The organism is Sphingomonas faeni, from assembly GCF_040407505.1.
Classification (GTDB): domain Bacteria; phylum Pseudomonadota; class Alphaproteobacteria; order Sphingomonadales; family Sphingomonadaceae; genus Sphingomonas; species Sphingomonas faeni_E.
This window is the reverse complement of record NZ_JAPZPQ010000003.1, coordinates 413554-438841: the sequence shown is the minus strand read 5'-3', so window position 1 is coordinate 438841 and position 25288 is coordinate 413554. Positions and strand designations below refer to the sequence as shown.

At 65.9% G+C, this 25288-nt stretch carries 23 protein-coding genes; 12 read left to right on the top strand and 11 right to left on the bottom strand.

Annotated elements, in window-relative coordinates:
- Positions 1–29: 29 nt before the first annotated feature.
- Both O6X71_RS12890 and O6X71_RS12885 read left to right on the top strand, forming a co-directional pair.
- Positions 30–455 (top strand): GtrA family protein, encoded by a 426-nt coding sequence (locus O6X71_RS12890; protein WP_353466189.1) that lies wholly within the window; start codon positions 30–32, stop codon positions 453–455.
- A gap of 28 nt (positions 456–483) precedes the next feature.
- Complete coding sequence (locus O6X71_RS12885; RefSeq protein ID WP_353466188.1) at positions 484–1212, top strand: class I SAM-dependent methyltransferase; 729 nt, start codon at positions 484–486, stop codon at positions 1210–1212.
- 404 nt (positions 1213–1616) lie between these two features.
- On the opposite strand, the gene O6X71_RS12880 is transcribed toward O6X71_RS12885, so the two are convergent.
- Genes O6X71_RS12880 through O6X71_RS12870 form a run of 3 tightly spaced genes read right to left on the bottom strand, consistent with a single transcriptional unit; the run spans position 1617 to position 5173 of the window.
- Entirely contained in the window at positions 1617–2648 is a 1032-nt protein-coding gene (locus tag O6X71_RS12880) for a glycosyltransferase family 2 protein (RefSeq protein WP_353466187.1), read from the bottom strand.
- Positions 2649–2690: 42 nt separating this feature from the next.
- Entirely contained in the window at positions 2691–4796 is a 2106-nt protein-coding gene (locus tag O6X71_RS12875) for a RelA/SpoT family protein (RefSeq protein WP_353466186.1), read from the bottom strand.
- Between the two features lie 47 nt (positions 4797–4843).
- The gene (locus tag O6X71_RS12870) at positions 4844–5173 is read right to left on the bottom strand and encodes a CC_3452 family protein (RefSeq protein ID WP_353466185.1); all 330 of its coding nucleotides are present in this window, start codon (positions 5171–5173) and stop codon (positions 4844–4846) included.
- Positions 5174–5357: 184 nt separating this feature from the next.
- On the opposite strand from O6X71_RS12870, the gene O6X71_RS12865 reads away from it, so the two are divergent.
- Positions 5358–5786, top strand: a complete 429-nt coding sequence (locus O6X71_RS12865) for a winged helix-turn-helix transcriptional regulator (RefSeq protein WP_056054707.1) — start codon at positions 5358–5360, stop codon at positions 5784–5786.
- An 89-nt stretch (positions 5787–5875) separates the two neighbouring features.
- Here the strand turns inward: O6X71_RS12865 and O6X71_RS12860 are convergent, their stop codons facing one another.
- Genes O6X71_RS12860 through O6X71_RS12850 form a run of 3 tightly spaced genes read right to left on the bottom strand, consistent with a single transcriptional unit; the run spans position 5876 to position 8297 of the window.
- Positions 5876–6301: an acyl-CoA thioesterase gene (locus O6X71_RS12860; protein ID WP_353466184.1), complete on the bottom strand. Its 426-nt coding sequence runs from the start codon at positions 6299–6301 to the stop codon at positions 5876–5878.
- A gap of 1 nt (position 6302) precedes the next feature.
- Positions 6303–7079, bottom strand: a complete 777-nt coding sequence (locus O6X71_RS12855; protein WP_248522471.1) for a sulfite exporter TauE/SafE family protein — start codon at positions 7077–7079, stop codon at positions 6303–6305.
- Between the two features lie 9 nt (positions 7080–7088).
- Positions 7089–8297, bottom strand: a complete 1209-nt coding sequence (locus tag O6X71_RS12850; RefSeq protein ID WP_093398371.1) for an LL-diaminopimelate aminotransferase — start codon at positions 8295–8297, stop codon at positions 7089–7091.
- Positions 8298–8598: 301 nt separating this feature from the next.
- Between O6X71_RS12850 and O6X71_RS12845 the strand changes: the two genes are divergently transcribed.
- The 3 genes from O6X71_RS12845 (at position 8599) to clpS (ending at position 11629) form a co-directional block, all read left to right on the top strand.
- A complete protein-coding gene (locus O6X71_RS12845; RefSeq protein WP_353466183.1) occupies positions 8599–10317 on the top strand; it encodes a PHA/PHB synthase family protein in 1719 nt (572 codons plus the stop codon).
- Between the two features lie 105 nt (positions 10318–10422).
- Positions 10423–11100 carry a phasin family protein gene (phaP, locus tag O6X71_RS12840; RefSeq protein ID WP_353466182.1) on the top strand — a complete coding sequence of 226 codons (678 nt, stop codon included), beginning with the start codon at positions 10423–10425 and terminating at the stop codon, positions 11098–11100.
- A gap of 193 nt (positions 11101–11293) precedes the next feature.
- Entirely contained in the window at positions 11294–11629 is a 336-nt protein-coding gene (gene clpS, locus O6X71_RS12835) for an ATP-dependent Clp protease adapter ClpS (protein WP_353443345.1), read from the top strand.
- A 151-nt stretch (positions 11630–11780) separates the two neighbouring features.
- On the opposite strand, the gene O6X71_RS12830 is transcribed toward clpS, so the two are convergent.
- The gene (locus O6X71_RS12830) at positions 11781–12464 is read right to left on the bottom strand and encodes a Crp/Fnr family transcriptional regulator (RefSeq protein WP_056488277.1); all 684 of its coding nucleotides are present in this window, start codon (positions 12462–12464) and stop codon (positions 11781–11783) included.
- Between the two features lie 251 nt (positions 12465–12715).
- Here O6X71_RS12830 and murA point away from each other — a divergent pair, with 251 nt between their 5' ends.
- A complete protein-coding gene (gene murA, locus O6X71_RS12825) occupies positions 12716–13999 on the top strand; it encodes a UDP-N-acetylglucosamine 1-carboxyvinyltransferase (RefSeq protein ID WP_353466181.1) in 1284 nt (427 codons plus the stop codon).
- A 404-nt stretch (positions 14000–14403) separates the two neighbouring features.
- On the opposite strand, the gene phbB is transcribed toward murA, so the two are convergent.
- The 4 genes from phbB to O6X71_RS12805 form a co-directional block, all read right to left on the bottom strand.
- A complete protein-coding gene (phbB, locus tag O6X71_RS12820; protein WP_353466180.1) occupies positions 14404–15126 on the bottom strand; it encodes an acetoacetyl-CoA reductase in 723 nt (240 codons plus the stop codon).
- A 30-nt stretch (positions 15127–15156) separates the two neighbouring features.
- On the bottom strand, positions 15157–16164 hold the full coding sequence (gene hemH, locus O6X71_RS12815) for a ferrochelatase (RefSeq protein ID WP_353466179.1): 1008 nt from the start codon (positions 16162–16164) through the stop codon (positions 15157–15159).
- Complete coding sequence (locus tag O6X71_RS12810; RefSeq protein ID WP_353466178.1) at positions 16161–18347, bottom strand: xanthine dehydrogenase family protein molybdopterin-binding subunit; 2187 nt, start codon at positions 18345–18347, stop codon at positions 16161–16163. Before O6X71_RS12810 ends, hemH begins: the two co-directional genes overlap by 4 nt.
- A gap of 159 nt (positions 18348–18506) precedes the next feature.
- The gene (locus O6X71_RS12805) at positions 18507–20195 is read right to left on the bottom strand and encodes a class I adenylate-forming enzyme family protein (protein WP_353466177.1); all 1689 of its coding nucleotides are present in this window, start codon (positions 20193–20195) and stop codon (positions 18507–18509) included.
- Positions 20196–20232: 37 nt separating this feature from the next.
- Here O6X71_RS12805 and lgt point away from each other — a divergent pair, with 37 nt between their 5' ends.
- The 5 genes from lgt (at position 20233) to O6X71_RS12780 (ending at position 25178) form a co-directional block, all read left to right on the top strand.
- Positions 20233–21168: a prolipoprotein diacylglyceryl transferase gene (gene lgt / locus O6X71_RS12800; RefSeq protein ID WP_435368482.1), complete on the top strand. Its 936-nt coding sequence runs from the start codon at positions 20233–20235 to the stop codon at positions 21166–21168.
- Positions 21169–21219: 51 nt separating this feature from the next.
- Positions 21220–22308, top strand: coding sequence for a class I SAM-dependent methyltransferase (locus O6X71_RS12795; RefSeq protein ID WP_435368486.1), 1089 nt, complete (start codon positions 21220–21222; stop codon positions 22306–22308).
- Positions 22281–22817 carry a GNAT family N-acetyltransferase gene (locus O6X71_RS12790; RefSeq protein WP_353466175.1) on the top strand — a complete coding sequence of 179 codons (537 nt, stop codon included), beginning with the start codon at positions 22281–22283 and terminating at the stop codon, positions 22815–22817. Before O6X71_RS12795 ends, O6X71_RS12790 begins: the two co-directional genes overlap by 28 nt.
- Before the next feature lie 151 nt (positions 22818–22968).
- Positions 22969–23754: a peptidoglycan editing factor PgeF gene (pgeF, locus tag O6X71_RS12785; protein ID WP_353466174.1), complete on the top strand. Its 786-nt coding sequence runs from the start codon at positions 22969–22971 to the stop codon at positions 23752–23754.
- A gap of 77 nt (positions 23755–23831) precedes the next feature.
- Entirely contained in the window at positions 23832–25178 is a 1347-nt protein-coding gene (locus O6X71_RS12780) for a cystathionine gamma-synthase family protein (RefSeq protein ID WP_353466173.1), read from the top strand.
- The last annotated feature ends 110 nt before the right edge of the window (positions 25179–25288 follow it).

Here is a 25288-nt window from a genome sequence, read left to right as displayed (position 1 = left end):
ATCGCCGGAGGGTAAAGAACAAGGCGGGCATGCAGGCGATTTGGCGACAGGTGGAGCAGATGCGGGCGAGCGGCGTGCTCGGCCAGCTCGTGCGCTTCGGCATCGCCGGCGGTATTTCCAGCGTCGTCTATTCGCTCGTGTACCTGCCGCTGACGGCGTATGTCTTCCCGCCACGCCAAGCGGTGGCCGCAGTGCCGTTCGCGTTTGCGGTCGCGGTGGTGGTCGGGTTCTTCCTGCACAGCCGCTGGAGCTTCAAGGGGCACGCGAAGGAGCCGGGTGCAGCGCGCCATGTGAAGTTCGTGATCGTTCAGGCCGCGGGGCTGAGTCTCAACGCGGTCATCACGTGGATCGGCACGGCGCTGTTGCATCTCCACCCTTGGATCCCGCTAGTTCCGGCCGTCTTTCTTGCCGCGATCGTGACGTTCGTGCTCAACCGTTTCTGGGTTTTCAACTGATACTTCCAATGAATTGGGCGACTTACTGATGGACCGCATCGTCTACGACCGGATGGCCGCCCACGATTCCACCCACTGGTGGTACCGCGCGCGCCGCGACATCCTGGCCGATTACCTGACCCGCTACGGCGCATTGCCGAAGGATGCGAAGATCCTCGAGATCGGCTGCGGCACCGGGCATAACCTGCCGATGCTGGCCGAGTTCGGTGAGATCGACGCGATCGAGATCGATCCGGCGGCGCGCAAGATCGCGAGCGAACGGCTGGGGAAGCCGGTCGGCGCCGCGCCTCTGCCCGAACTGCCGGGCGTGCCCCGCGCGCACTATGACCTGATCGCGGTGCTCGATGTGGTCGAGCATATCGAGGACGACGTCGCCGCGCTGAAGGCGATGGCGGATTGCCTCGCCCCCGGCGGCAAGATCCTGATCGCGGTCCCGGCGCACCAGTGGATGTGGAGCGCACACGACACCGTGAACCACCACCACCGCCGCTATTCGAAGGCCACGCTCAAGACAGCGATCGAGACGGCGGGCCTGAAGCCGGAAAAGCTCGGCTATTTCAATTCTCTGCTGTTCCCGCTGGCCGCGGCGGCACGGATCGCCGGCCGCCTCTCCGGCCGCGACGACAGCGACGACTCCCCGCCACCCAAGCTGGTGAACGCGCTGTTCGAGAAGATTTTCCGACTGGAGCGGCACATGGTGGGTCGCATGCCGATGACCCCGGGGGTCTCGATCGTGACGCTGGCGGTGCCCCGCTGACACGCGAGGGACGTACCGCCTTCTTACCGTTCGTCCTGAGCGAAGTCGAAGGACAAGCCGCGCGCACAGGGGCTTCGACTACACGCCGCACGAACGGAGGGTGGAGACTGGGACCTACCGCCAAATGCCACCCCGGCGAAGGCCGGGGCCCAGTTGGGGACCGTCACCGACTTCGGGCGCGCGTCGTTTCGGCGGCCTTTCCAACTGGCTCCCAGCCTTCGCCGAGGTGGCGAAACTCCGGGGCATTTCCCGCTGTCCTACACGCCCCGCCGGTGTCATGCTCGTCGTCCGGTTCGTTCAGGCCGTCGCTATCGGCTGTGTACTCCAGGCGCCCACCGGCTTGGCACGCGTATGACGATGAATACCCCTCTTCGCGGCCTGTCGAAGCGTTCCTTGGTGTGACTTTATCCTAACCTTTGGACTGGCAAACTCGGGGGCGCGTCATCCAGGTGCGGGGCCTCGACCGGCTCGGCGCGGAACCCGAGCGTCGCTTTCCCCTGGATCGGGCCCGCGACGTCCGCGACGATATACAGCGGCCGTCGTTTCGACTCGACATACAGACGCCCGAGATACTCGCCGATCATGCCCAGCACGAACATCTGCACCGCGCCTAGGAACACGGTGACCAGCATAGTCGAGGTCCAGCCCTGCACCGCGCTGCCCGAGAGCCAGCCGATCGCGATATAGACGAACAGCAGCAGCGATACGCCGGTCAGCGCAAGCCCCGCATGGCTGGCGAACCGCAACGGCGCGGTCGAGAAGCCGGTGACGGCGTCGAACGCGAGGCGGATCATCTTCGCCAGCGGGTAGTTCGTCTCGCCCGCCAGTCGCTCGGCGCGATCATACGGGAAGGGGACCTGCTTGAAGCCGATCCAGGCGACCATGCCGCGGATGAAGCGGGCCTGTTCGGGAAGCGACAGGAACGCATCCAGCGCCCGCCGGCTCATCAGGCGGAAGTCGCCGGTGTCGAGCGGGATCGGCGTTTCGGTCATCCGGGTCAGCAGGCGGTAGAAGGCGGCGGCGGTGGCTTTCTTGAAGACCGTTTCGCCCGCGCGCTGGCGGCGCACTGCGTAGACCACGTCGGCCTGGCTTGCCGCCATTGCCGCGCGCATGTCGGACAGGAGTTCGGGCGGATCCTGGAGATCGGCGTCGATGATCAGGATCTGCTCGCCAGCGCAGAGATCGAGACCGGCGGTGAGTGCGAGCTGGTGGCCGTGGTTGCGCGAGAGGTTGATCGCGACCAGCCGCGGGTCGGCGGCGGCGAGGCGCTGCATCACCGGCCAGCTGTCGTCGCGCGAGCCATCGTTGATCAGGACGATCTCGTAATCGTCGCCGACGGCGACTTTCGCCGCGCCGGAAATGCGCGCGTGCAGGATGTCGAGGCACGCCGCCTCGTTATAGCAGGGGACGACAATCGAAAGAGACGGGCGGTTCATCCGGCCCGTCTAGCGGTCGCCATGTGTAGTGCGCAACAAATCCTACACCCGCTCCACGGTGTGCACCGCATCCGCCGCGCGCAGGCCCGCCATCAGCCGCATCAGCTGCTGCACGTCGTGGACCTCGACGTCGATCTCGTTCGTATGGAAGCTCTTGTCGCGCGTATCGAGCCGCAGGTTGATGATGTTCGCCTTGTGCCCGCCGATGATCGACGAGACGATCCCGAGCGAGCCCGGCTCGTTCTTCACCATCACCGATATGCGCGCGACGGCGCCCTCGGTCTCGTCGCCCCAGGCGACGTCGACCCAGTCGGTCTCGTTCTCGGAACGCTCTGCGAGTTCGCCCAGCACCCGGCAGTCGATCGCGTGGACCTCGATCCCCGCATCGGGCCGACGCAAGCCGACGATCCGGTCGCCCGGCACGGGATGGCAGCACGTCGCCAAGTCGTAGGCGACTCCGGGGGTCAGGCCCTTGATCGAGATCGCGCTCGATTGCGGCGCGAGCGCATGCGTCACGTCCGCGCCCGCCGAGCCGGGCATCAGCGCCTCCATCACCGCGGCATCGGACAGCGTCCGCCGCGCGATCGCGACCATTAGCGACGAATCGTCGGGGAGCTTCAGCCGCTTCAGCGCGTGGCTCAGCGCATCCGTGCCGATCTGCGCAGGCAACCGCGTGACGATATCGTCGTACAGCGTGCGGCCCAGTGCAATCTGCTCCACACGTTCCTTCTGGCGGAGGTGGCGGCGGATCGCGGCGAGCGCCTTGCCCGTGGTCGCGACGTTGAGCCATTGCGGCTGCGGCGACTGGCCCTTCGAGCGGAGGATCTGCACCTGGTCGCCATTCTCGATCACCGTCGACAGCGGCACGACGCGGCCGTTGACCTTGGCGCCGACCGCTTGGTCGCCGAGATCTGTGTGCACCGCGTACGCGAAATCGATCGAGGTCGCGCCCTTGGGGAGCTGGATCAGCTCGCCCTTCGGCGTGAACGCGAAGATGCGATCGGTGTACATCGCCATCCGCGTGTGTTCGAGCAGCTCTTCAGGGCTCTCGGCGGTATCGAGGATCTCGACCAGGTCGCGGATCCAGCTGACTTGCCGATCGCTGCCGTTGATCTGCTGCTTGTACGCCCAGTGCGCGGCGAGGCCGAATTCGGCCTGTGCGTGCATGTCGGCGGTACGGATCTGGATTTCGATCCGCGCGCTGTCGGCGTGGATCACCGAGGTGTGCAGCGAGCGATAGCCGTTGCGCTTGGGCGTCGAGATATAGTCCTTGAACCGGCCCGGCACCATCGGCCAGCGCTGATGGATGATCCCGAGCACGCGGTAGCAATCCTCCTCGGTCGGCACGATCGCGCGGAAGGCCATCACGTCGGACAACTGTTCGAAGCTGATGTGGCGCTCCGACATCTTTCGGAAGATCGAATAGGGATGCTTTTCGCGCCCCGAGATATCCGCCTCGACCCCGGCGCGAGACAGGACCAGCTTCAGGCCCGAGGCGATCTTGGCGATGCGGTCGCCATCGCCCTTTTTCAGCTGTTCTAGGCGGCGGTTGATCGATTCGGAGGCTTCGGGTTCGAGCTGTTCGAACGCGAGCGACTGCATCTCGCGCATGAACTCGTACATGCCGATCCGCTCGGCGAGCGGCGCATAGATGTCCATCGTCTCCTTGGCGATGCGACGGCGCTTCTCGGGCTTCGAGATGTGATGCAGCGTCCGCATGTTGTGCAGGCGGTCGGCGAGCTTCACCAGCAGCACGCGGATGTCGTCGGACATCGCAAGCAGGAATTTGCGCAGATTTTCGGCGGCGCGTTCGTTTTCGGTCTGCGCCTCGATCTTGCTGAGCTTCGTCACGCCATCGACCAGCCGCGCGACGGAGGCGCCGAACAGCCGCTCGATCTCCTCGGGCGTGGCGACGGTATCCTCGATCGTGTCGTGGAGGATCGCGGTGGCGATCGTCTCCGCATCGAGATGGAGGTCGGTCAGGATCCCGGCCACCTCGATCGGGTGGCTGAAATACGGATCGCCGGACGCGCGTTTCTGGCTCCCATGCGCTTGCATGGAGAAGACATAGGCGCGGTTCAGCATCGCCTCGTCGGCGTCGGGATCGTAGTCGAGGACGCGATCGACCAGTTCATATTGGCGCAGCACGGACCGTAGATGGGGCCGGGCCGCGCCCTTTTGCAACAAAATCCTCGTTATTTCGCGTGGTTGTTGCACGCGGCCAGCGCTTCGGCGTCATAGGCCTTGCCCGCGACCGTAAAACTGGCGAGCGGCCCCACGCGCTTGGCGACCGCGGCGCAGAGGATCACGTCGCGCTGGGGTGCCTTGCTGGAGACGAATGCCGCATTCTCCCAGCGCCACGGCGTACCGTTGGTGATCAACCGCGTGGAGGTTGGCGCCGCGGCAGGGACGGCTACATAATAATTGATGGGGGCCTGGGCCGATGCCGGTGTCGCGACCAGTGAGGCGAACCCCGTCGTCAGGGCGGGAATGGCGGTCAGAAGGGCGCGGGTGATGACGGACATCGGTAGACTCCTAAAAGGTTTCTAATCGAGACCTATTCCGATTAGTTGCGAGTTGCAACTGAAATCGGAGGAGCATTTCGCTCCGGCGTTTTATGCGGTACCGTTGCTGTCCAATAAGGAAGACGCCGTGGGAAAATTGCGCGAACCCCTGCTCGAATGCAGCCTGCCCGCCGCGTTGGAGGCGATGGGTGAGCGCTGGTCGTTCCTGATCCTGCGCGCGTCGTTCAATGGCCTGCATCATTTCGAGGAGTTCCAGTCGGAACTGGGGATTGCGCGCAATATCCTGGCGAACCGGCTGGCGCGGCTGGTCGAGCATGGGATTTTGGAGCGGCAGCCTATTCCGGAGGATCGGCGCAAGATCGCCTACGGTCTGACCGACAAGGGTTTCGCGCTGCTGCCGACGATGATCGCGCTGCGGCAATGGGGCGAGCGGTGGGAGACGTGCGTGCCGGCGTTCCCGATCCTGGTCGACGCGCGCGATCGGCGGCCGTTGCAGCCGGTGTCGGTACGGTCGCATGACGGGCGCGTGCTGGGGAAGGGCGATCTAATCTGGGCGCTTCCGGGCGAGGTTGCCGGGGACGGGGTGGAGGCTGAGGCCGAGGCGGCGGAGTAACTGCCTTCGCCCTCTCTTCCTTGTTCTCCCGCGAAGGCGGGAGCCCAGTCTGGACCCCCGCCTTCGCGGGGGAACATGCTATCTAAGGTTTATTGGGCGGGCAGCGCTTCCAGCACCGTGCGGATCGTGTCCGGCAGAGCTACCGGGCGGCCGGTCTCAAGATCGACGTGCACGCTGACCATGGTGATGACGGTGTGCAATTCCCCGGTCTCCGCATGCGCGAGTTCGAAGCGTTTTGTCAGGCTCGTCGTCCCGAGCTTTTCGATCCGCACGAACGCTTCCACCGTATCCCCCAGGCGGAACGGTTTGAGGTAATCGATCTCGGTCCGGCGGACATTGAACTCGGTGGTCGGCCAGACATCCGGCAGCGCTTCGGCGATCCCGGTCCATTCCCAGAACTCGGTCACCGCGACGTCGGCATATTCGAGATAGCGCGAGTTGAAGACGATGCGCTGGCCGTCGATCTCCGCATAGCGCACGCGGAATCGCGTCGAGAAGGCGAACCCCGGCCTCATGTCAGAAGATCAGTTTCACGCCGACCAGCGCCAGCACGGTCGCGAGGACAGGCACCAGCACGCGGTCGGAGACGCGCGTGGCGATCAGGCTGCCGACGATGATGCCGGGGATCGAGCCGATCAGCAACGACACGAGCAGGTCGACGTCGACCGAGCCGAGAATCCAGTGGCCGATCCCGCCGAGCAGCGTCAACGGCACGGCGTGGGCGATGTCCGATCCGACCAACCGGTTGATGGGGAGGGTGGGGTACAGGATCAACAGCGCGGTCATGCCCAGCGCGCCGGCGCCGACCGAGGTCAGCGAGACGAGCACGCCGAGGACTGCGCCGAGCAGGATGGTCAGCATCGCCTGGCGCTCGCCGCCGACCGTACCCACGCGAGGTGTCAGCCACGCGACGATCTTGCCGCGGAAGAAGGTCGCGACTGCCGACAGGATCAGCGTCACGCCGAGCACGACGGTGATCGCGTGGCCGGTGTCGGACGATTTCTCGCCGAGGTGGTTGAGCACGAGCAATGTCGCGATCGCCGCGGGGACGCTGCCGGTCGCAAGCCGGCGGACGACTTGCCAGTCGACCGTGCCGCGCCAGCCGTGGACCGTCGTGCCGACCGTTTTGGTCGCCGACGCGTAGAGCAGGTCTGTGCCGACCGCGGTGGCGGGGTGGAAGCCGAAGACGAGCACCAGCAGCGGCGTCATCAACGATCCGCCGCCGACACCCGTCAGCCCGACGATGAGGCCGACGAGCACGCCGGCCACCGAATATAACGGATTGATATCCACGCTGGCGGGTTAGCCGGCGCCACGCGCGGGCGTGTTGACGCCCATCGACTGGAGATATTTCTTCACGTTGCGCGCCGCCTGGCGGAGCCGCTGTTCGTTCTCGACCATCGCGATCCTCACATAGCCCTCGCCGTTTTCGCCGTAGCCCACCCCTGGAGCCACCGCGACGTGCGCGTGGGTCAGCAATTGTTTGGTGAACTCAAGGCTACCTAAGTGCGCGAGCGCGGGCGGGAGCGGGGCCCAGGCGAACATGCTCGCACGGGGGCTCGGTATGTCCCAGCCGGCTCGGCCGAAGCTTTCCACCAGCACGTCGCGGCGCTTGTGGTAGAGCTGGCGGTTGCGCTCGACGATGTCCTGGGGGCCGTTGAGCGCGGCGCAGGCGGCGGCCTGGATCGGCGTGAACGCGCCGTAATCTAGGTACGACTTCACGCGCGTCATCGCTGCGATCAGCGTCTTGTTGCCGACCCCGAAACCCATCCGCCAACCGGCCATCGAATAGGTCTTGCTGAGCGAGGTAAACTCGATCGCGACGTCCTTCGCGCCCGGCACCTGGAGGATCGAGGGGGTCGGCTTGCCGTCGAAATACAACTCCGAATAGGCGAGGTCGGAGATCACCCACAGCTTGTGCTTCTTCGCGAACGCGACGACGCGCTCGTAGAAGGCGAGATCGACGACTTCGGCGGTCGGGTTCGACGGATAACCCATCACCAGCACTGACGGCGCGGGGACGGTGAACGCCATCGCGCGCTCGAGGCTCTCGAAATACGCCTCGTCCGGCGTCGTCGGTACCGCGCGGATCGTCGCGCCGGCGATGATGAAGCCGAAGGTGTGGATCGGATAGGACGGGTTGGGCGCAAGCACGACGTCGCCGGGCGCGGTGATCGCGGTGGCCAGACTCGCAAGGCCTTCCTTCGAGCCCATCGTGACGACGACCTCGGTCTCGGGATCGACGTCGACCCCGAAGCGGCGGCCGTAATAATTCGCCTGCGCTTTCCGGAGCCCGGGGATGCCCTTCGACTGCGAATAGCCGTGCGCGCTGGGTTTGCGCGCGACTTCGACGAGCTTCTCGATGACGTGCTCGGGGGGCGGCAGGTCGGGATTGCCCATGCCAAGATCGATGATGTCCTCGCCGCCCGCGCGCGCCGCCGCCCGCATCGCGTTCACTTCGGCGATGACATAGGGGGGTAAGCGTTTGATGCGGTAGAAGTCTTCGGACATGATCAGCCTCTAGCTGGAGGAGCGGGTGCTGTACCGCAGGTGAGAGGGGGCGTCATCCGCCTCATTCGTCGAGAGGGCGAAAGCTGGGGTATTTTGGCTGAGCGCAGGCGGGCGACGCCACAAATGCTCCGTCATCCTGACGAAAGTCAGGACCCAGGGTTACGGGTGGCGGCGTTTGCGGCTCTGGGTCCTGACTTTCGTCAGGATGACGGTGGGGGTGTTGCGAGCGGCGTGGTCGAATCTACATGTCCTTCCGCTGGACCGTTGCCTCGGCTAAGCTCCCGAAAAAGCAGAGGATGCCATGGCCGATACTCCTCCCGACGCCTCCACGCCGACCCTGCCCGATCTCCAGCATTGGACGTGGGTGATGGGGCGTGCGCAGCAGATGATGATGGAGCAGGGGCTTGCGGCGATGCAGGCCAAGCCCGACGGTATTCCCGCGATTCCGGGTTTCACCGACCCCGCGACACTGGAGCGCGCGCGCGATTTTTGGGCCGAGAGCCTGACGCTGTGGCAGCGGTTTCTCGATCCCGCCAAGGCGCCCGAGCCCGCGCCGGTCACCGACAAGCGCTTCAAGGCGCCGCAATGGCGCGAGCCGGTGTTCGACCTGATCCGGCAGAGTTACGAGCTGATCGGCGACCACATGCTTCGCGGCGTCGAGGCGGTGGACGGCCTCGACCCTAAGCAGAAGGAGCAGTTGCGGTTCGCGACCAAGGGGTTCGTCGATGCGATGAGCCCAACCAATTTCGCGCTAACCAACCCGCAGGTGATCGAGAAGACGATCGAGACGCGCGGCGAGAATCTGCTGAAGGGCCTCAAGAACATGATGGCGGACCTTGCTCGCGGGCAGGTGACGCATACGCCGGACGGCGCGTTCGAGCTCGGGCGCAACCTGGCGATGACGCCGGGCAAGGTGGTGAAACGCACGCCGCTCTATGAGCTGATCCAGTACAGTCCGACTACCGACAAGGTGCTGGCGACACCCTTGGTAATCTTTCCGCCGTGGATCAACCGGTTCTACATTCTCGACCTGACGCCGGAGAAGAGCTTCATTCGCTGGGCGGTGGAGCAGGGCATCACCGTGTTCATGGTGTCGTGGAAGTCGGCCGATTCGAGCATGAAGGACGTGGTCTGGGACGATTACGTCGGCGCGCAGGTCGAGGCGATCGACACGGTTCGCGCCGCGCTCGACGTGCCGGCGGTGCATACGATCGGCTATTGCGTGGCGGGGACGACGCTGGCCGCGACGCTGGCGTTGCTGGCGGCGCGGGGCGAGGCCGCGAAGGTCGCGAGCGCGACGTTCTTCACCGCGCAGGTCGATTTCGCGCAGGCTGGCGAACTGCAGCATTTCATCGACGACGAGCAGCTGAAGATGGTCGCGTCGCTGTCGCCCGAGGGGTTTCTCGACGGGCGGTACATGGCGACGACGTTCAATCTACTGCGCGGGCGCGACCTGATCTGGAACTACGTCACGCAGAATTACCTGCTGGGGCAGGATTACGTGCCGTTCGACCTGCTCCACTGGAACGGCGACACAACCAACCTGCCTGCGAAATGGCATCTGAGCTATTTGACCGACCTGTACCGCGACAATCTGCTGGCGAAGGGCGCGATCACGGTCGACGGCACGCCGATCGACCTGACCAAGGTCGCGACGCCGAGCTATGTCCAGGCGGGGCGCGAGGATCATATCGCCCCGGCCGAAAGCGTCTGGAAACTCACGCACTTGTTTGCCGGGCCGCTGAAGTTCGTACTGGCCGGGTCGGGGCATATCGCGGGCGTGGTCAATCCGCCGGCTGCCGGGAAGTATCAATACTGGACCAATCCGGGGGCGCACACGACGCTCGCCGACTTCGTTGCCGGTGCGACGGAAACGAAGGGCAGCTGGTGGCCGGATTGGGTCGAATGGTTGCGCGCGCTGGGTGCCGAGACGGTGGCGGCGGACGGTGCGCGGTTGCCGGGTGAGGGGGCGCTGAAGGCGCTCGGCGAGGCACCTGGGGAGTATGTGAAGAGCCGATAGCGCTACCTTACGTTTGCGTCATGGTGCAGTGCACAATTTTATTGTGCGGCGCGAGAATTGGTGTATGAAGACCGCGACATAACTCCGAAGAGAGGTGCGTGGATGGTGGATATCGTGAAACGAACGGCCAAGGTCGTTTCGAAGCCTGCCGCCACCGCGAAGGCTCCTCGGACCGTCGCCAAGCCGGCGAAACCGGCACCTGAGCCGATCGCCAAGACGCCGGCACCTCAACCTCTCGCGGCTGCTTTTGTATCGCCGCACACGGACATTCCCGCCCCGATCCAGGCCGCCGCGCCAACGGGGATCCCTGCCAGCGAAACAAAGGACGCCATGATGGACACGATCCAGAGCATCACCGAGAAGACCAAGGCCCTGTTCAGCGGCTCGAACACTGCCGAGTTCACCGAGCAGGCCAAGGGCGCAATGGAGAAGTCGGCGAAGATGGCGGAAGATTTCGTCGCCTTCGGCAAGGGCAACATCGAGGCGCTCGTCGAATCGTCGAAGATCGCCGCGAAGAACGTCGAAGCGCTTGGCCAGGAAGCGGCCGACTACGCCAAGACCTCGTTCGAGAGCGCGACCGGAGCCGCCAAGACGCTCGCCGCCGCCAAGTCGCCGACCGAGTTCATGAAGCTCCAGGGCGATTATGCACGCACCGCGTTCGACACGATGATCGCCGAGGGCTCGCGCTCGACCGAGCGGATGCTCAAGATGTTCGGCGAGTTCGCACAGCCGATCTCGAACCGCGTTGCGGTCGCGACCGACAAGATGAAGATCTCGGCCTAAGTCGACAGCGCGCCGCCTTCGCGGCAGTGCGTTACGAAAGGGGCGGCCGTCACGCGACGGTCGCCCCTTTTGCGTTTGCGGTTTTCGCGCGAGGTTTGCGGGCGCCCCCTTGCCCTTGCCCCCCGGCATGCCATATTTTGGCAGCATGCTTTTGACCCCTGAAATGACGACTCCCCAGCGGACGGGCGAGCAGATGGCCGAGCGCCGCGACGATGGTGGCGAGGACGGTAACGGCACCGGCGCCGGTATCGCGACCAAGACGCGCGCGAAGACCAAACAGCCGACGCCGTACCGCGTGCTGATGCTCAACGACGATTATACGCCGATGGAATTCGTCGTGCTGTGCCTACAGCGCTTCTTCCGCATGGACATGGAGGCCGCGACTCGCGTGATGCTGCACGTCCACCAGAAGGGCGTCGGGGTGTGTGGCACGTTCAGCTACGAGGTGGCGGAGACCAAGGTGTCGCAGGTGATGGATTTCGCCAAGCAGAACCAGCACCCGCTACAGTGCACGCTCGAGAAGGCTTGAGCTAACCGTCTGCTGATCCTCCCCCGCCAGGGGGAGGTGGCACCGAAGGTGACGGAGGGGGCGGCACGCGCCACCCCTGTTTCGTATCCTCCCCCTCCGTCTGGCAAGAGCCAGCCACCTCCCCCTTGCGGGTGAGGATTGAAGGAAGGGGTTACCGCGCCGGCGGCAACCAGCGCAGGTCGAGCCCTTCGAAACGGTCGATGTAGTTCGCGGCCTGCGCCAATTGCACCTCGTTGAGCAGCGTGACGCGGCCCATCTCGCGGCGGATCAGGCCGTCCTCTTCCAACTGCCGCAGCATCCGGTTGACGTGGACCGCGGTGAGGCCGGTGGCGTCGCCGATCTCCTCCTGCGTCAGGCCAAGCGTGAAGCTGTTGCCCATCGCGCGGTCGCGCATCCGCAGTCGGTTGCGCATCTCAAGCAGCAACGCCGCGATCCGCGCCTTGGCCGAGGTCCGGCCGAGCGCGGCGAGCCGGTCGGTCAGCGCGACCTTCTCCATCTGGTTCATCACCATGATCAACGCCGACAGCCGCGGATGATCGGTGACCAGCCCGGTCATTGCTGAGCGATCGAACGAACAGACCGTGCAATCGGTCAGCGCGACCACCGTTTCGGGCGAATCGCGATAGACGAGCGCGGAGACCGCCAGCATGTCGCCGGCATAGAGGAAGCGTAGAATCTGGCGGCTACCGTCGTCGAGCAGCACATAGCTCATCGCCATGCCGCGCTGCAGGATGAAGAGTTCGGCCTGCGGATCATTCTCGCGCACGAGGACGGCACCGCGACGCAAGTCTCGCGGGCGCTCCTCCAACCGCGCTAACGCAGCCTTCTCGTTCATCGACAGGTCGATGAGATCGCCGACGCGGTCGGCGAAGCAGCTGTCCGGCACTCTGTAATGGTCCCCAATGTTCGAGAACCACAGAGCAAAGCTAGGATTTCCGCGCATTAAAGTCGATCAAGCGGGGTGTGTTAGCGCTTCGGAAGGCGCGCCCGGTCCCGACGCGGGACTCGACCCCCGGCCAGCGTCCGCCTGTCGCCCGATCGATGCGCGGCCCTTGCGCAGAACGCCAGCCGCGATAGACACCCGGGATGGACCGTATTCTCATTCGCGGCGGCAATCGCCTGTCCGGGCGCTTGCCCATCTCCGGCGCGAAGAACGCCGCGCTCACGCTGATGCCGTGCGCGCTGCTGACCGAAGAGCCGCTGACGCTGCGTAATTTGCCGCGGCTGGCGGATGTCGATGGCTTCGGTCATCTGCTCAACCAGCTGGGCGCGTCGACCGCGATCCAGGGCACGCGGCCGGAGGATTTCGGCCGGGTGATGACGATCCGCGCGGGCAACCTCACCTCGACCGAGGCGCCCTACGACATCGTGCGAAAAATGCGCGCGTCGATCCTGGTGCTCGGGCCGCTGCTCGGGCGGGGCGGCGAGGCGACGGTGTCGCTGCCGGGCGGCTGTGCGATCGGCAATCGCCCGATCGATCTTCATCTGCGCGCTCTGGAAGCAATCGGTGCCGAACTGGAGATGGCGGCGGGCTATGTGAAGGCGATCGCGCCGGGGGGACGCCTGCCGGGCGGCCGTTTCCGCTTCCCGATCGTGTCGGTCGGCGCGACCGAGAATGTCGTGATGGCGGCGGTGCTCGCCAAGGGCACGTCGGTAATCGAGAACGCGGCGCGCGAACCCGAGATCGTCGACCTGTGCAACTGCCTCGTCGCGATGGGCGCGTCGATCGACGGGATCGGCACCGAGACGCTGACGATCGAAGGCCGCGACCGGCTGCACGGCGCGACCTATGCGGTGATGCCCGACCGGATCGAGGCGGGTAGCTACGCATGTGCTGCGGCGATCACCGGCGGCGACCTGGAACTGGTCGGCGTGGCGATCCCGGACATGGGCGCGACGATCGATGCGCTGGTCGAGGCCGGCGTTTCCGTGACGCCGACCAAGGACGGCGTGCGCGTTGCGTCGGACGGCAAGCTGAAGCCGCTGACGCTGTCGACCGCGCCGTACCCCGGGTTCGCGACCGACATGCAGGCGCAGTTCATGGCGATGTTGTGCAAGGCCGACGGCGCCAGCATGCTGACCGAGACGATCTTCGAGAACCGCTACATGCACGTGCCGGAACTGGCACGGATGGGCGCGGACATTCAGGTCCACGGCCGCACCGCGATGGTTCGCGGCGTCGACAAGCTGGTCGGCGCGCAGGTTATGGCGACCGACCTGCGGGCTTCGATGAGCTTGATTCTGGCGGGGTTGGCGGCGGATGGCGAGACGTCTGTGGGGCGGGTGTATCACTTGGATCGCGGGTATGAGCGGCTTGAGGAGAAGCTGAGCGCGGTTGGTGCGGATATCGAGCGTGTTAGCGATGGGTGACGGCTTGCCGTCCTAGTTTGAGCCGGGATAGCCCTCTCCCCTTCGGGGAGAGGGTTGGGTGAGGGGTAGCCAAGCAATGCTGCGCCTGGAACGACCCCTCACCCCGACCCTCTCCCCGAAGAGGAGAGGGAGCAGGTTGCCGGTCGTTTGGTGGTGGCATCCCTGCGCGCCGCGGATGATGTGGGATTCGGTCTAAGTAGTGCTACCTGTCCTAGTTCCCCCGCGAAGGCGGGGGCCCAGGATTAAGCAGTACCGTTCTTGGTTATCCGGTAGACATCCACTCAGCGCCGTCGGCAAAGCCGCCGTCGGACGGGTTCGGCTAGCCGAACCCGCCGGCCGTGCCGGGCGCTGCCCGCTTCGCTTTGCTCGCGGGCATCGGCTGCGCTTTGCGCTGCCTGCGCCCGTCAGTACATGTGCTGCCCGCCATTGATGCTCAACGTCGAGCCGGTAACGAACCCGCCCTCCTCCGAGCAGAGAAACGCTACGCCGCGCGCGATTTCGGTCGCCTGGCCCAAGCGTCCGACCGGGATCTTGGCGACGATCTTCTCCAGCACGTCGGCCGGCACCGCCGCCACCATGTCCGTATCGATATACCCAGGCGCGATCGCGTTGACCGTCACGCCCGCGCGCGCGCCCTCCTGCGCCAAGGCCTTCGTGAAGCCGTGGATGCCGGACTTGGCCGCAGCATAGTTCACCTGGCCGTACTGCCCGGCTTGGCCGTTGATCGAGCCGATGTTGACGATCCGCCCCCATTTGCGCGTGCGCATGCCGGGGAAGACGGCTTTGGCCATGTTGAAACAACCGCCAAGATTGGTGTCCATCACCTCTTTCCAATCCTGGTACGTCATCTTCAGGATGGTGCCGTCGCGGGTGATGCCGGCGTTGTTCACGACGATGTCGACGTCGCCCAGATCGGCGGCGACCTGCGCGCAGCCGGCTTGGCACGCGTCGTAATTGGCGACGTCCCACTTGTACGCCTTGATCCCGGTGCGCTCGGTGAACTCGCGGGCCCGGTCGTCGTTGCCCGCATAGGTGGCAGCCACCGTCAGTCCCATGTCCTGCAATGCGAGACTGATCGCTTCGCCGATTCCGCGCGTACCACCGGTTACAATTGCGACGCGTGCCATCAGTCTCTCTCCTCAGTGTTTTGCCGAAGGCTAGCCAGCCCGCACCCATCCTTCAAGCTCGCGCGCCAAAATGCTGCGCAACATTTCCACGCCGACCGGGCTGTCGTTGAGGCAGGGGAGATAGGCGAAGTGCGTCCCGCCAGCCTCTTCGAAGCTCTCGCGCCCGCGGATCGACAGTTCCTCCAGCGTCTCCAGGCAATCGGCGGAGAAGCCCGGCGCAAAGATCGCGACCTTGGTCTTGCCCGCCTTCGCCAGCGCGACGAGCGTCTCGTCGGTCGCCGGCCCCAGCCACTTCTGCGGCCCGAACCGCGACTGGAACGCGATCGTCAGCTCGCGCCCCATGCGCTCGCCGAGCAACCGCGCGGTCTTCTGGCAGTGGCAGTGATACGGATCGCCCTGCTGCAACGTCCGCTTCGGCATCCCGTGGAAACTGGCGACGGTCGCATCGGGCGTGAAATCGAGCGCGGAGAGCCCCTCTTCGAGCGAGTCCTTCAGCGCGTCGATATAGAGCGTGTCGTCGTAATAGGGCGGCAGCGTGCGAATCGCCGGCTGCCAGCGCAGACCGGCGAGATGCTTGAACGCCTTGTCGTTCGCGGTCGCGGTCGTTGCTGCGCAATATTGCGGGTAGAGCGGCGCGAGCAGGATGCGTTCGCAGCCCGCCGCCTTCATCGCCGTCAGCCGGTCTGAAATCGACGGATTGCCGTAGCGCATCGCCCAGTCGACGAGTACTTCCGGCCCGAACGCATCCTTCAGCGCAGCCGCCTGCAACCGCGTGATCGCGGCAAGCGGCGAGCCGTCCTCGCGCCAGACCTGCGAATAGGCATGCGCGGACTTTTTCGGCCGCGTGTTGAGGATGATGCCGCGAAGGATCGGCTGCCATGCGATCTGCGGGATCTCGACGACGCGTGAGTCGGACAGGAACTCGCCGAGATAGCGCTTCACCGATTTCGCATCGGGGCCGTCTGGCGTGCCGAGGTTCATCAGCAGCACGCCGATCTTGGGTTTCGGAATCGGGGGGTGATCGGGGGGCAGGGTCATGGCGCTGGTCTTAAAGGCAAATTGCGGATGCGGAAGCCCGTTGACGCATAGAGTGCGTTGGCGATCGCCGGAGCGACCGCGGGGACGCCGAGTTCGCCGACGCCGCCGGGCGCTTCGTCGCTGCGGATGACCTCTACCGTGATATCGGGCGTGTCGGCGAGACGGGGCAGGGTGATCGTGTCGAACCCGCGCGCGTCGGCGAGGCCGCGGGTGAAACCGGTCGAAGCGCCGAGCGCGGCGGCCATGCCGAAGATCAGCCCGCCCTCGATCTGTTGGCGAACGATGTCGGGATTGATCTGCGCACCGCAATCGACCGCGGCGACGAGGCGGTCGACCACCGGGCGCTGGTCGGGGCCGATGTGCGCCTCCGCCATGACGGCGATGTAGCTGCCGCGGAAGGCGTGGGCGGCGATGCCCTGGCCGCTGCCGGCGACGCCGCCGTCCCAGCCGCCGAGCGCTGCTGCGGTCGAGAGACAGCGCGCGAGTCGCGGTTCGCCGCCGAGCATGGCGATGCGGAACGACATCGGTTCGGACTGAGCAGTGCGCGCGAGTTCGTCGAGGAAGCATTCGGTGAAGAACGCGGTGTAGCCATGCGCGCCGCCGCGGAGGTGGCCGGTCGGGATGCCGATCTCGGCGGGGTGGTGGTCGATCGCATAGGCCGGGATGCGATAGACTGGCGTGGCACCTGCGACGGCGTAACGGTCGCCTTTGACGCCGATCAGCGCGTCTTCGGTCGCGAGGCCCGGCATCATCCGGCGGGCCATCTCGGCGCCGGTCGAGGGGGCTGCGATGTTGGCCGACCAGCCCATGATCGCGCCGTTGGGGGCGAGCCGTGCGGCCATCTTCGCGACGGCGGGTGGGCGGTAGTGATCGTGGAGCGAATCCTCGCCGCGCGACCAGACGAGGCTGACCGGGCGGCGGAGTTTGACCGCGAGCACCGCCGCTTGTTCGGCGACATCGTGTTCGAACGCGGCGCCGAACGACCCGCCGATCAGCATCGGATGGACGACGACCGCATCCTCGCTGAGGTCCGCCGCGCGCGCTGCTGCCGATCGTGCGAGCCCCGGCGCTTGCGTTGCCAGCCAGAGTTCGAGGCGGCCGTTGGAGAAGGAGGCGGTTGCGCTGCGGGTCTCGATCGGTGCGTGCAGGCCGAGGCCAGCGCGGTAGGTCGCGGTGACGAGCTTGGCACCCTGGAACGTCGCGGCGAGGTCGCCTGCCGAGGCCATCTGTGTGCCGGGACGGGCGAGCGCGGCGTCGAGTGCTGCGTCGATCGACCTGGTATCGGGGAGCGGGGTGTCGTTCTCGAATCGCGGGGCGAGGGCGTCGAGCGCCTTTTGTGCGGCCCACCCTGTCGTCGCGACGGCCGCCACCCAGCGCGGGTTCTCGACCACGGACAGCACGCCGCGGATGCGATCGGCGGCGGCGCGGTCGACCCTTGTCAGGCGCCCGCCGACCGGGCCCTGACGGATCGCGGCATGGACCATGTCGGCGAGGCGGACATCGCCCGCGAAATTGGCCGAGCCGTCGACTTTCGAGGGGGTGTCGAGGCGCGGGACGGATTTGCCGACCAGCTTGCCTGCACCCTGGATGCCGAGTGGGAGGGGATCGGGAAGGGTGAACTTCGCGGCCTCCTCGGCGAGTGCGGCGAAGCGGATGCGCTTGGTTTGGTAGGTGCAGAAGCCGGCGTCGACATTGACCTGGGTCCAGTCGGCGTCCCAGCGTTTGGCCGCCGCCATGCAGAGCAGCGCGCGGGCGCCCGCACCAGCCTCGCGACAGGCTTGCTCGAACATGCGGATCGAGCTTGATCCGCCGGTGAGCATTGGTGGTTGCGGGGTGCCTTGCGGGAGGCGGTCGAACAGGCCTTCGAACAGGTCGTGCATGCCGATCGGGTTGGCGTAGAGTGGGTTGAGGGGGGCGGGCTCGACACCGATCGTGCGCCAGTCCGCACCGAGCTCGTCCGCGACGATCTGGGGGAGGGTGGTGTAGACGCCCTGGCCGTGCTCGACCTGCGGGACGGCGACCGTGACGTGGCCGTCGGTGCCAATCTTGAGCCACGCGCCGAACGGGGTCTCGCCGGGGTTGGCGACGAGGTTGGGGGCGTAGGTTCGTGGCCAGAGACCCCAGGCGACGACAAGCCCGATCCCCGCGCCGCCGCTAATGAGTATGCCACGCCTGTTGATCATGAGTGCGCCTCTAATCCTTCTCCCCCACGGGGAGAAGGTGGCGCGGAGCGTCGGATGAGGGGGAGTGGGTCTCCGGGGCTGTGCCGGGAGTCTCACTGCCCCTCTCCCTTCCGTCGCCAAGCGGCTCCTCCCTCCCTCTCCCCGTAGGGGCGAGGGACTTTACGCCATCGCTCTATACGTTGCCTTGAGCGAGACCTTGTCGATCTTCTCCGTCCCGAGTCTTGGCAGCGGCTCTTCCGAAATCCAGATCCGCTGCGGTATCTTGAACGCGGCGATGTGCTGGTGGAGGAACGCGGTCAGATCGTCCGGGGTCAGCGTTTCGCCGTCCTGCGGCACTACCACTGCGCCGGGGACCTCGCCGAAGCGCTCGTCTGCCAGCCCGAACACCGCGGCTTCCGCGACCGCTGAGTGTTCGTACAGTGCGGCCTCGACCTCCTGGCACGAGATGTTCTCGCCGCCGCGGATGATGATGTCCTTCTTGCGGTCGACGATGAACAGATAGCCGTCCTCGTCGAGGTAACCGATGTCGCCGGTGCGGAAATAGCCGTCCACAGTGAACGCCGCGGCGGTCGCGTCGGGGCGGTTCCAATATTCCTTGAAGTTGCAGATCGTGCGGATGCAGACCTCGCCGCGCTGGCCCTGGTCGACCGGGTGGCCAGCGTCGTCGAGGATCGCGAGGTCGACCAATGGCGCGCCGGGACGTCCGGCGGAATTAGGCTTGGCGAGATAATTGCCGCGCCAGTTGCCGGTGCCGACCGCGTTGGTCTCGGTCAGGCCGTAGCCGATCAGCGGCGCGCTGCCGCCCATCTCCTCGTCGATGCGGCGGACGTGATCAACCGGGCGCGGTGCGCCCCCCGCGGCGAAATCGGTGACGGTCGACAGGTCGTACTGCGCGCGGTCGGGGTGGTTGAGGATCTCGAAGCTCATCAAAGGCACGCCGACGAAATAGGTCACGCCCTCCGCCTCGATCAGCCGCATCGCTTCGCCTGCATCCCATTTCGGCATCAGCACGAGTTTTCGCCCCATCGCGAAGCTTTGGAGGAACACCGGCACTTCGCCCGTGATGTGGAACAGCGGGATCGTCAGCAGCGTGACCGGCTGGCCGACCGGTGGGTTGCCCTGCGCGGTGGCGATGCCGACCATCATCATCGCCTGACCGAGATAGTTGAAGATGCCCTGCACGACCGCGCGATGTTCGGAGAGCGCACCCTTCGACTGGCCGGTCGATCCGCTCGTGAACAGGATCGTCGCATGATCCTCTGGCCCGAGCAGCGGCAGGTCGGCGGTGTGGTCGTCTTTCGCGATCACGGCTTCGAGCGCTTCGGCGAGCGGTCGCGAATCGTCGATCTCGACGACTGGCGTGCGCAGAGCCGCAATCTGGGCCAAGCGCCTTACCCGTGGCGGATCGGCGAACACGAGTGCGCAATCGACCTCGCCGATCGCGGTCTCCAGTTCCTCCGACTGCCACCAGCCGTTGAGCAGCGTCGTGACGCCGCCGGCCATAATGATGCCCATGTACAGGACGATCCACGATGGCGAATTGCGCATCGCGATGCCGACTCGGTCGCCCTTGGCGATGCCGTAGCCGCCGACGAGGGCGCGGGCGGTGCTCTCGGCCGCCGCGTAGACCTCGCCGAACGTCAGGCGCTCGGCGCCTGATACCAAGAAGACGGCGTCGCGGTGCTCGTTGGCGTAGTGCGCGAAATAGTAACTGAGTGCGGGCGGCGCGGCGGCGATCGTCGGCAGCGTCACGCCGAACCGCTCGGCCGACCCGAGCGCCAGCATGCCGTCGGGCGCGGTCAGCGCGGCCATCGTCGAATCCATAGCCAGGTCCAGCTCGGTCCGCATATCGCTCTCCTACTTGGTCTTATCGTTATCGGCCTTTATGCAGGGGCGAACGCGTGGGGAAAAGCCTTTGATCCTGTCGACCATCACCGCCGCTGCGGGTGCCGTAGCGCCTGCCGTCGGCAGTCACATCCGCTTCGAGGATCTGGGGCTCCACCCCGACGTCTTCTCGATCGGCTTCTTCACGCTGCGCTGGTACAGCCTTGCCTATATCGGCGGGATCCTGCTCGGCTGGTGGTATCTGCTGAAGCTGCTCGCCCAGCCCGGCGCACCGATGGCGCGGCGGCATGCCGACGATCTGGTATTCTACGCGACGCTCGGGATCATCCTCGGCGGGCGGCTCGGCTATGTGATCTTCTACGCGCCCGAGATGTTCCTGCATCCGCTGCGGATCTTCCGGCTCTGGGACGGCGGCATGTCGTTCCACGGCGGCGTCATCGGCACGTCGATCGGGCTGATCCTGTTTGCGCGGAAGCATCAGCTCAACTGGCTGCGCGTGCACGATTATATCGCGTGCTGTGTGCCCTTCGGGCTGTTCTTCGGGCGGCTGGCGAACTTCGTGAATGGCGAGCTGTGGGGCAAGCCGACCGACGTCGCGTGGGGGATCATCTTCGAGCGCACCGTGCCGTTCGGGATGGTCGAGCCGGCGCGGCATCCGAGCCAGCTGTACGAGGCGGGGCTGGAGGGCGTGGTCCTGTTCGCGCTGCTGTGGTTCGCGTTCTGGAAGACCAAGGCGCGGTATGACCCGGGCAAGCTCGTCGGGTTGTTCGTGCTGGGGTACGGGATCGCGCGGTTCACCGTGGAGTTCTTCCGCGAGCCGGATTCGCAGCTGCGGGCGTTTGCCGAGCATACCGGGCTGCACATGGGGCAGTGGTTGTGCGTGCCGATGATCGTCGGTGGCGCGTATCTTGTGGCGACGTCGGCCAAGCGGCGGGTGCGGGTGGAGTCGATCGCGGGGACGGCGAGCGTCGCTTAACTCCCCTCCCGCTTGCGGGAGGGGTTGGGGGAGGGCATGGCCGCAAACGTCATGGCCAACGATAATCCAGCCCCTCCCCTAACCCCTCTCGCAAGCGGAAGGGGAATAGACACCGCGCTTCCCGAACGTCTTGCCCGCGCAATTGCGCTCGCGGGTCCGATCCCCGTTGCGCAGTATATGGCGGCGGCGAACGCGCATTATTATGCGACGCGCGATCCGTTGGGGGCGGGGGGCGACTTCACCACCGCGCCCGAGATCAGCCAGATGTTCGGCGAGCTTGTCGGTTTGTGGTGCGCCGATCTGTGGGACCGCGCTGGTCGCCCCGAGGTGGCTTGGGTCGAACTTGGGCCGGGTCGCGGGACGCTGGCCGCCGATGCCGCGCGGGCGATGGCGAAGGCCGGGCTCCAACCGCCGGTACATTTCGTCGAGACCAGCCCGGCGTTGCGAAAGGCTCAAGCCGAGCGCGTGCCGGACGCGATGTGGCACGACACGATCGACACGTTGCCGACAGATCGCCCGCTGATCGTCGTCGCCAACGAGTTCTTCGATGCGCTGCCGATCCGGCAGTTGGTGAAGCGCGAGCAGTGGCACGAACGCCTTGTAGCTGCGCAGGACCTGTTGTTCCTGCCGATCGCCGGGAAGCCGCTCCCGGATGCCGTCATCCCTGAGCCGTTCCGCGACGCGCCCGCAGGCTCGATCCTCGAAACCTCACCTGCTGCCGTGACGATCATCCGTGGTCTCGCCAGGCGGATCGCCGCGCAGGGCGGTGCGCTGATCGCGGTCGACTATGGCTATGAGGGGCCGGCGCTCGGCGACACGTTGCAGGCGGTGCGTGGGCATGCGTTCGCCAATCCGTTCGAGGCGCCGGGCGAGCATGACCTGACCGCGCATGTCGACTTCACCACGCTGGCCGCCGCGGCACAGGCCGAGGGCGCGGTGGCGTGGGGACCGGTGACGCAGCGCGACCTGCTCGGTGCGCTCGGCATCGATTCGCGGACGTCGGCACTCGCCAAGGCGTCGCCTGCGCGGGCGGAAGCATTGGCGGCGGATCGTAGGCGGTTGATGGACGACATGGGTACGCTTTTCAAAGCGCTGGCGATCACCGCGCCGACTTGGCCGACACCGGCGGCGTTTGCATGATCGCCTATCGCGATGCCGCGCCCGCTGATGGCGCAGAACTCGCCGCGATGGCGAAGCGGTCGTTCACTGATACGTTCGGTACGCTGTACCGGCCTGAAGACCTTGCCGCCTTCTTGGAACAGACGTTCGGTGAGACGGGGTTGCCGGCGCAACTGTCCGATCCTGCCTTCACGGTGCGGGTCGCGGTGAACGAGGCCGGTGAGATCGTTGGGTTTGCGAAGATCGGCCCGGTGGCGTTTCCCGGCGATTGGTCCGCGACGGCAATCGAACTTCACCAGCTTTACGTGCGGGGTGACCAGCATGGTGCGGGTGTCGGCCCGGCGTTGATGGACTGGGCGATCGATGTTGCGCGCGCTGATGGTCGCACGGAGATGATCCTTAGCGTGTATGTGGATAACCACCGGGCGCACCGGTTCTATCAGCGTTACGGCTTCGTCGAGATCGGGCGGTATGTGTTCATGGTTGGGGAGCAGCCTGACGATGACCGGATCATGCGGCTCGTGTTGTGATGGTCGATAGTGCATCTAATCGGTACCACCCCGGCGGAGGCCGGGGTCCAATTGGAAAGGTCGCAGTAACGATGCGCAGTCCCCTGTCAGCAACGTCCCCCAATTGGGCCCCGGCCTTCGCCGGGGTGGAGCTATCGGAGGGGCGGTCGATATGACCATCGACGCGATCCGCGCGAAAGCACTTGGCGATATCCCCCACGCTTTTCTCGGACGGCGTGGCGGCGTCTCGACCGGTGCGTATGCGAGCCTCAACGTCGGCATCGGGTCCGACGACGACCCCGCCACGATCGCCGAGAACCGCCGCCGCGCGACCGAAGCCGTCCTTCCCGGCGCGAAACTCGTCGGTCTGTACCAGGTCCATTCCGCCGACGCGGTGACCGTGATCGAGCCGTTCGACGACGCGATCCGTCCGCATGCCGATGCGCTGGTCACCAACCGTCCCGGCCTCGCGCTCGGCATCCTTACCGCGGACTGCGCACCCGTCTTGTTCGCCGACGCGCACGCCGGCGTCGTTGCGGCAGCCCATGCCGGCTGGAAGGGCGCGCTTGGCGGCGTCACCGATGCGACGATCCTCGCGATGGAGGCGATCGGCGCGCACCGCGACCGGATCGTCGCTGCGGTCGGGCCGTGTATCGCGCGCGCCAGCTATGAGGTCGACGACGGCTTCATCCGCCGGTTCTGCGAGGCGGATCCGGAGAACGAACGCTTCTTCGCGGACGGTCGTGCCGTCGAGAACAGGGGCGATCATTACCAGTTCGACCTGGAGGCCTATGTCGTCAGCCGGCTCGCGGTCGCCGGGATCGGCCGGATCGAGGCGCTCGGGCTCGACACTTACACCGCCAAAGACGAGGGTGACGATCGCTTCTTCAGCTATCGGCGCGCGACCCATCGCGGCGAGCCCTCCTATGGGCGTCAGATCAGCATCATCGGCCTGTAACGGCTCCCAAAGCCCTTGCCGGTCGTTTAGGATCCGCACATCGGCTCGCACAAGACGGGCCACGCAGGAGCACATTGATGTCCGATACCCCCGAAAACGCCGGCGCAGTCCCCGCCGAAACCGAAGCGGACCTGACCGGCGTAGCCGCGCGCGTCGCACCGAAGCCCGAGGTCGAGAAGATCGGCGGGCGGAAACTGAAGCCGTCGACGCTGATGATGGGCCACGGTTACGACCCCGCGCTGTCGGAAGGCTCGCTGAAGCCGCCGATCTTCCTCACCTCGACCTTCGTGTTTCCCAACGCGGCGGCGGGCAAGCGTCACTTCGAAGGCGTTACGGGCAAGCGTCCGGGCGGGGCCGAGGGGCTCGTCTATTCGCGCTTCAATGGGCCGAACCAGGAGATCCTCGAGGATCGCCTCGGCGTCTGGGAAGAGGCGGAGGACGCGCTTGCCTTCTCGTCGGGCATGTCGGCGATCGCCACCCTGTTCCTGGCGATGGTCAAGCCAGGCGACACGATCGTCCATTCGGGGCCGTTGTACGCGGCGACCGAGACGCTGATCGGCCGCGTGCTCGGCAAGTTCGGCGTGAAGTGGCTCGACTTCCCGGCGGGTGCGACTCGTGAAGAGATCGATGCGGTGATGACCGAGGCGGCGACCGGCAACGTCGCGCTGATCTATTTGGAAAGCCCAGCGAACCCGACCAATGCGCTGGTCGATGTCGAGGCGGTCGCGGCCAGCCGTGACGCGATCTTCAAGGGTGAGAAGCCACCGATCGCGATCGACAACACGTTCCTCGGGCCGCTGTGGTTCCAGCCGCTCAAGCATGGCGCGGATATCGTGGTGTACTCGCTGACCAAATATGTCGGCGGGCATTCGGATCTCGTCGCGGGCGGCGTGCTGGGCACGAAGGAGCACATCAACACGATCCGGACGATGCGGAACACGATCGGGACGATCACCGATCCGAACACCGCGTGGATGCTGTTGCGGTCACTGGAGACTCTCGAACTGCGGATGAGTCGCGCGGGCGAGAATGCCGCGAAGGTCTGTGCTTTCCTGCGGCATCATCCGAAGGTGGAGCGTGTCGCATATCTGGGCTTCCTCGAGGACGAGCCGGGTATGGAGCGTCAGGCAGACATCTATCGGCGCCATTGCACGGGCGGCGGCTCGACCTTCTCGCTATATCTGAAGGGTGGCGAGCGTGAGAGCTTCGCGTTCCTCGATGCGTTGAAGATCGCCAAGCTGGCTGTGTCGCTGGGCGGGACCGAGACGCTGGCTAGCCATCCGGCTGGCATGACGCATCTGTCGGTGCCGGATGCGCGGAAGCAGGCGCTGGGGATCACGGACAACCTCGTCCGGATCTCGATTGGGGTGGAGGATCCGGATGATCTGATCGCCGATTTCGAGCAGGCGCTGGAGACGATCTGATTAGTGTTCTCCCGCGAACGCGGGAGTCCAGGGTCACGAGCGCTGTGCACGTAACCCTGGGCTCCTGCTTTCGCAGGAGAACGTCTAGCTCTCGCAACGGCTAGCCGGTA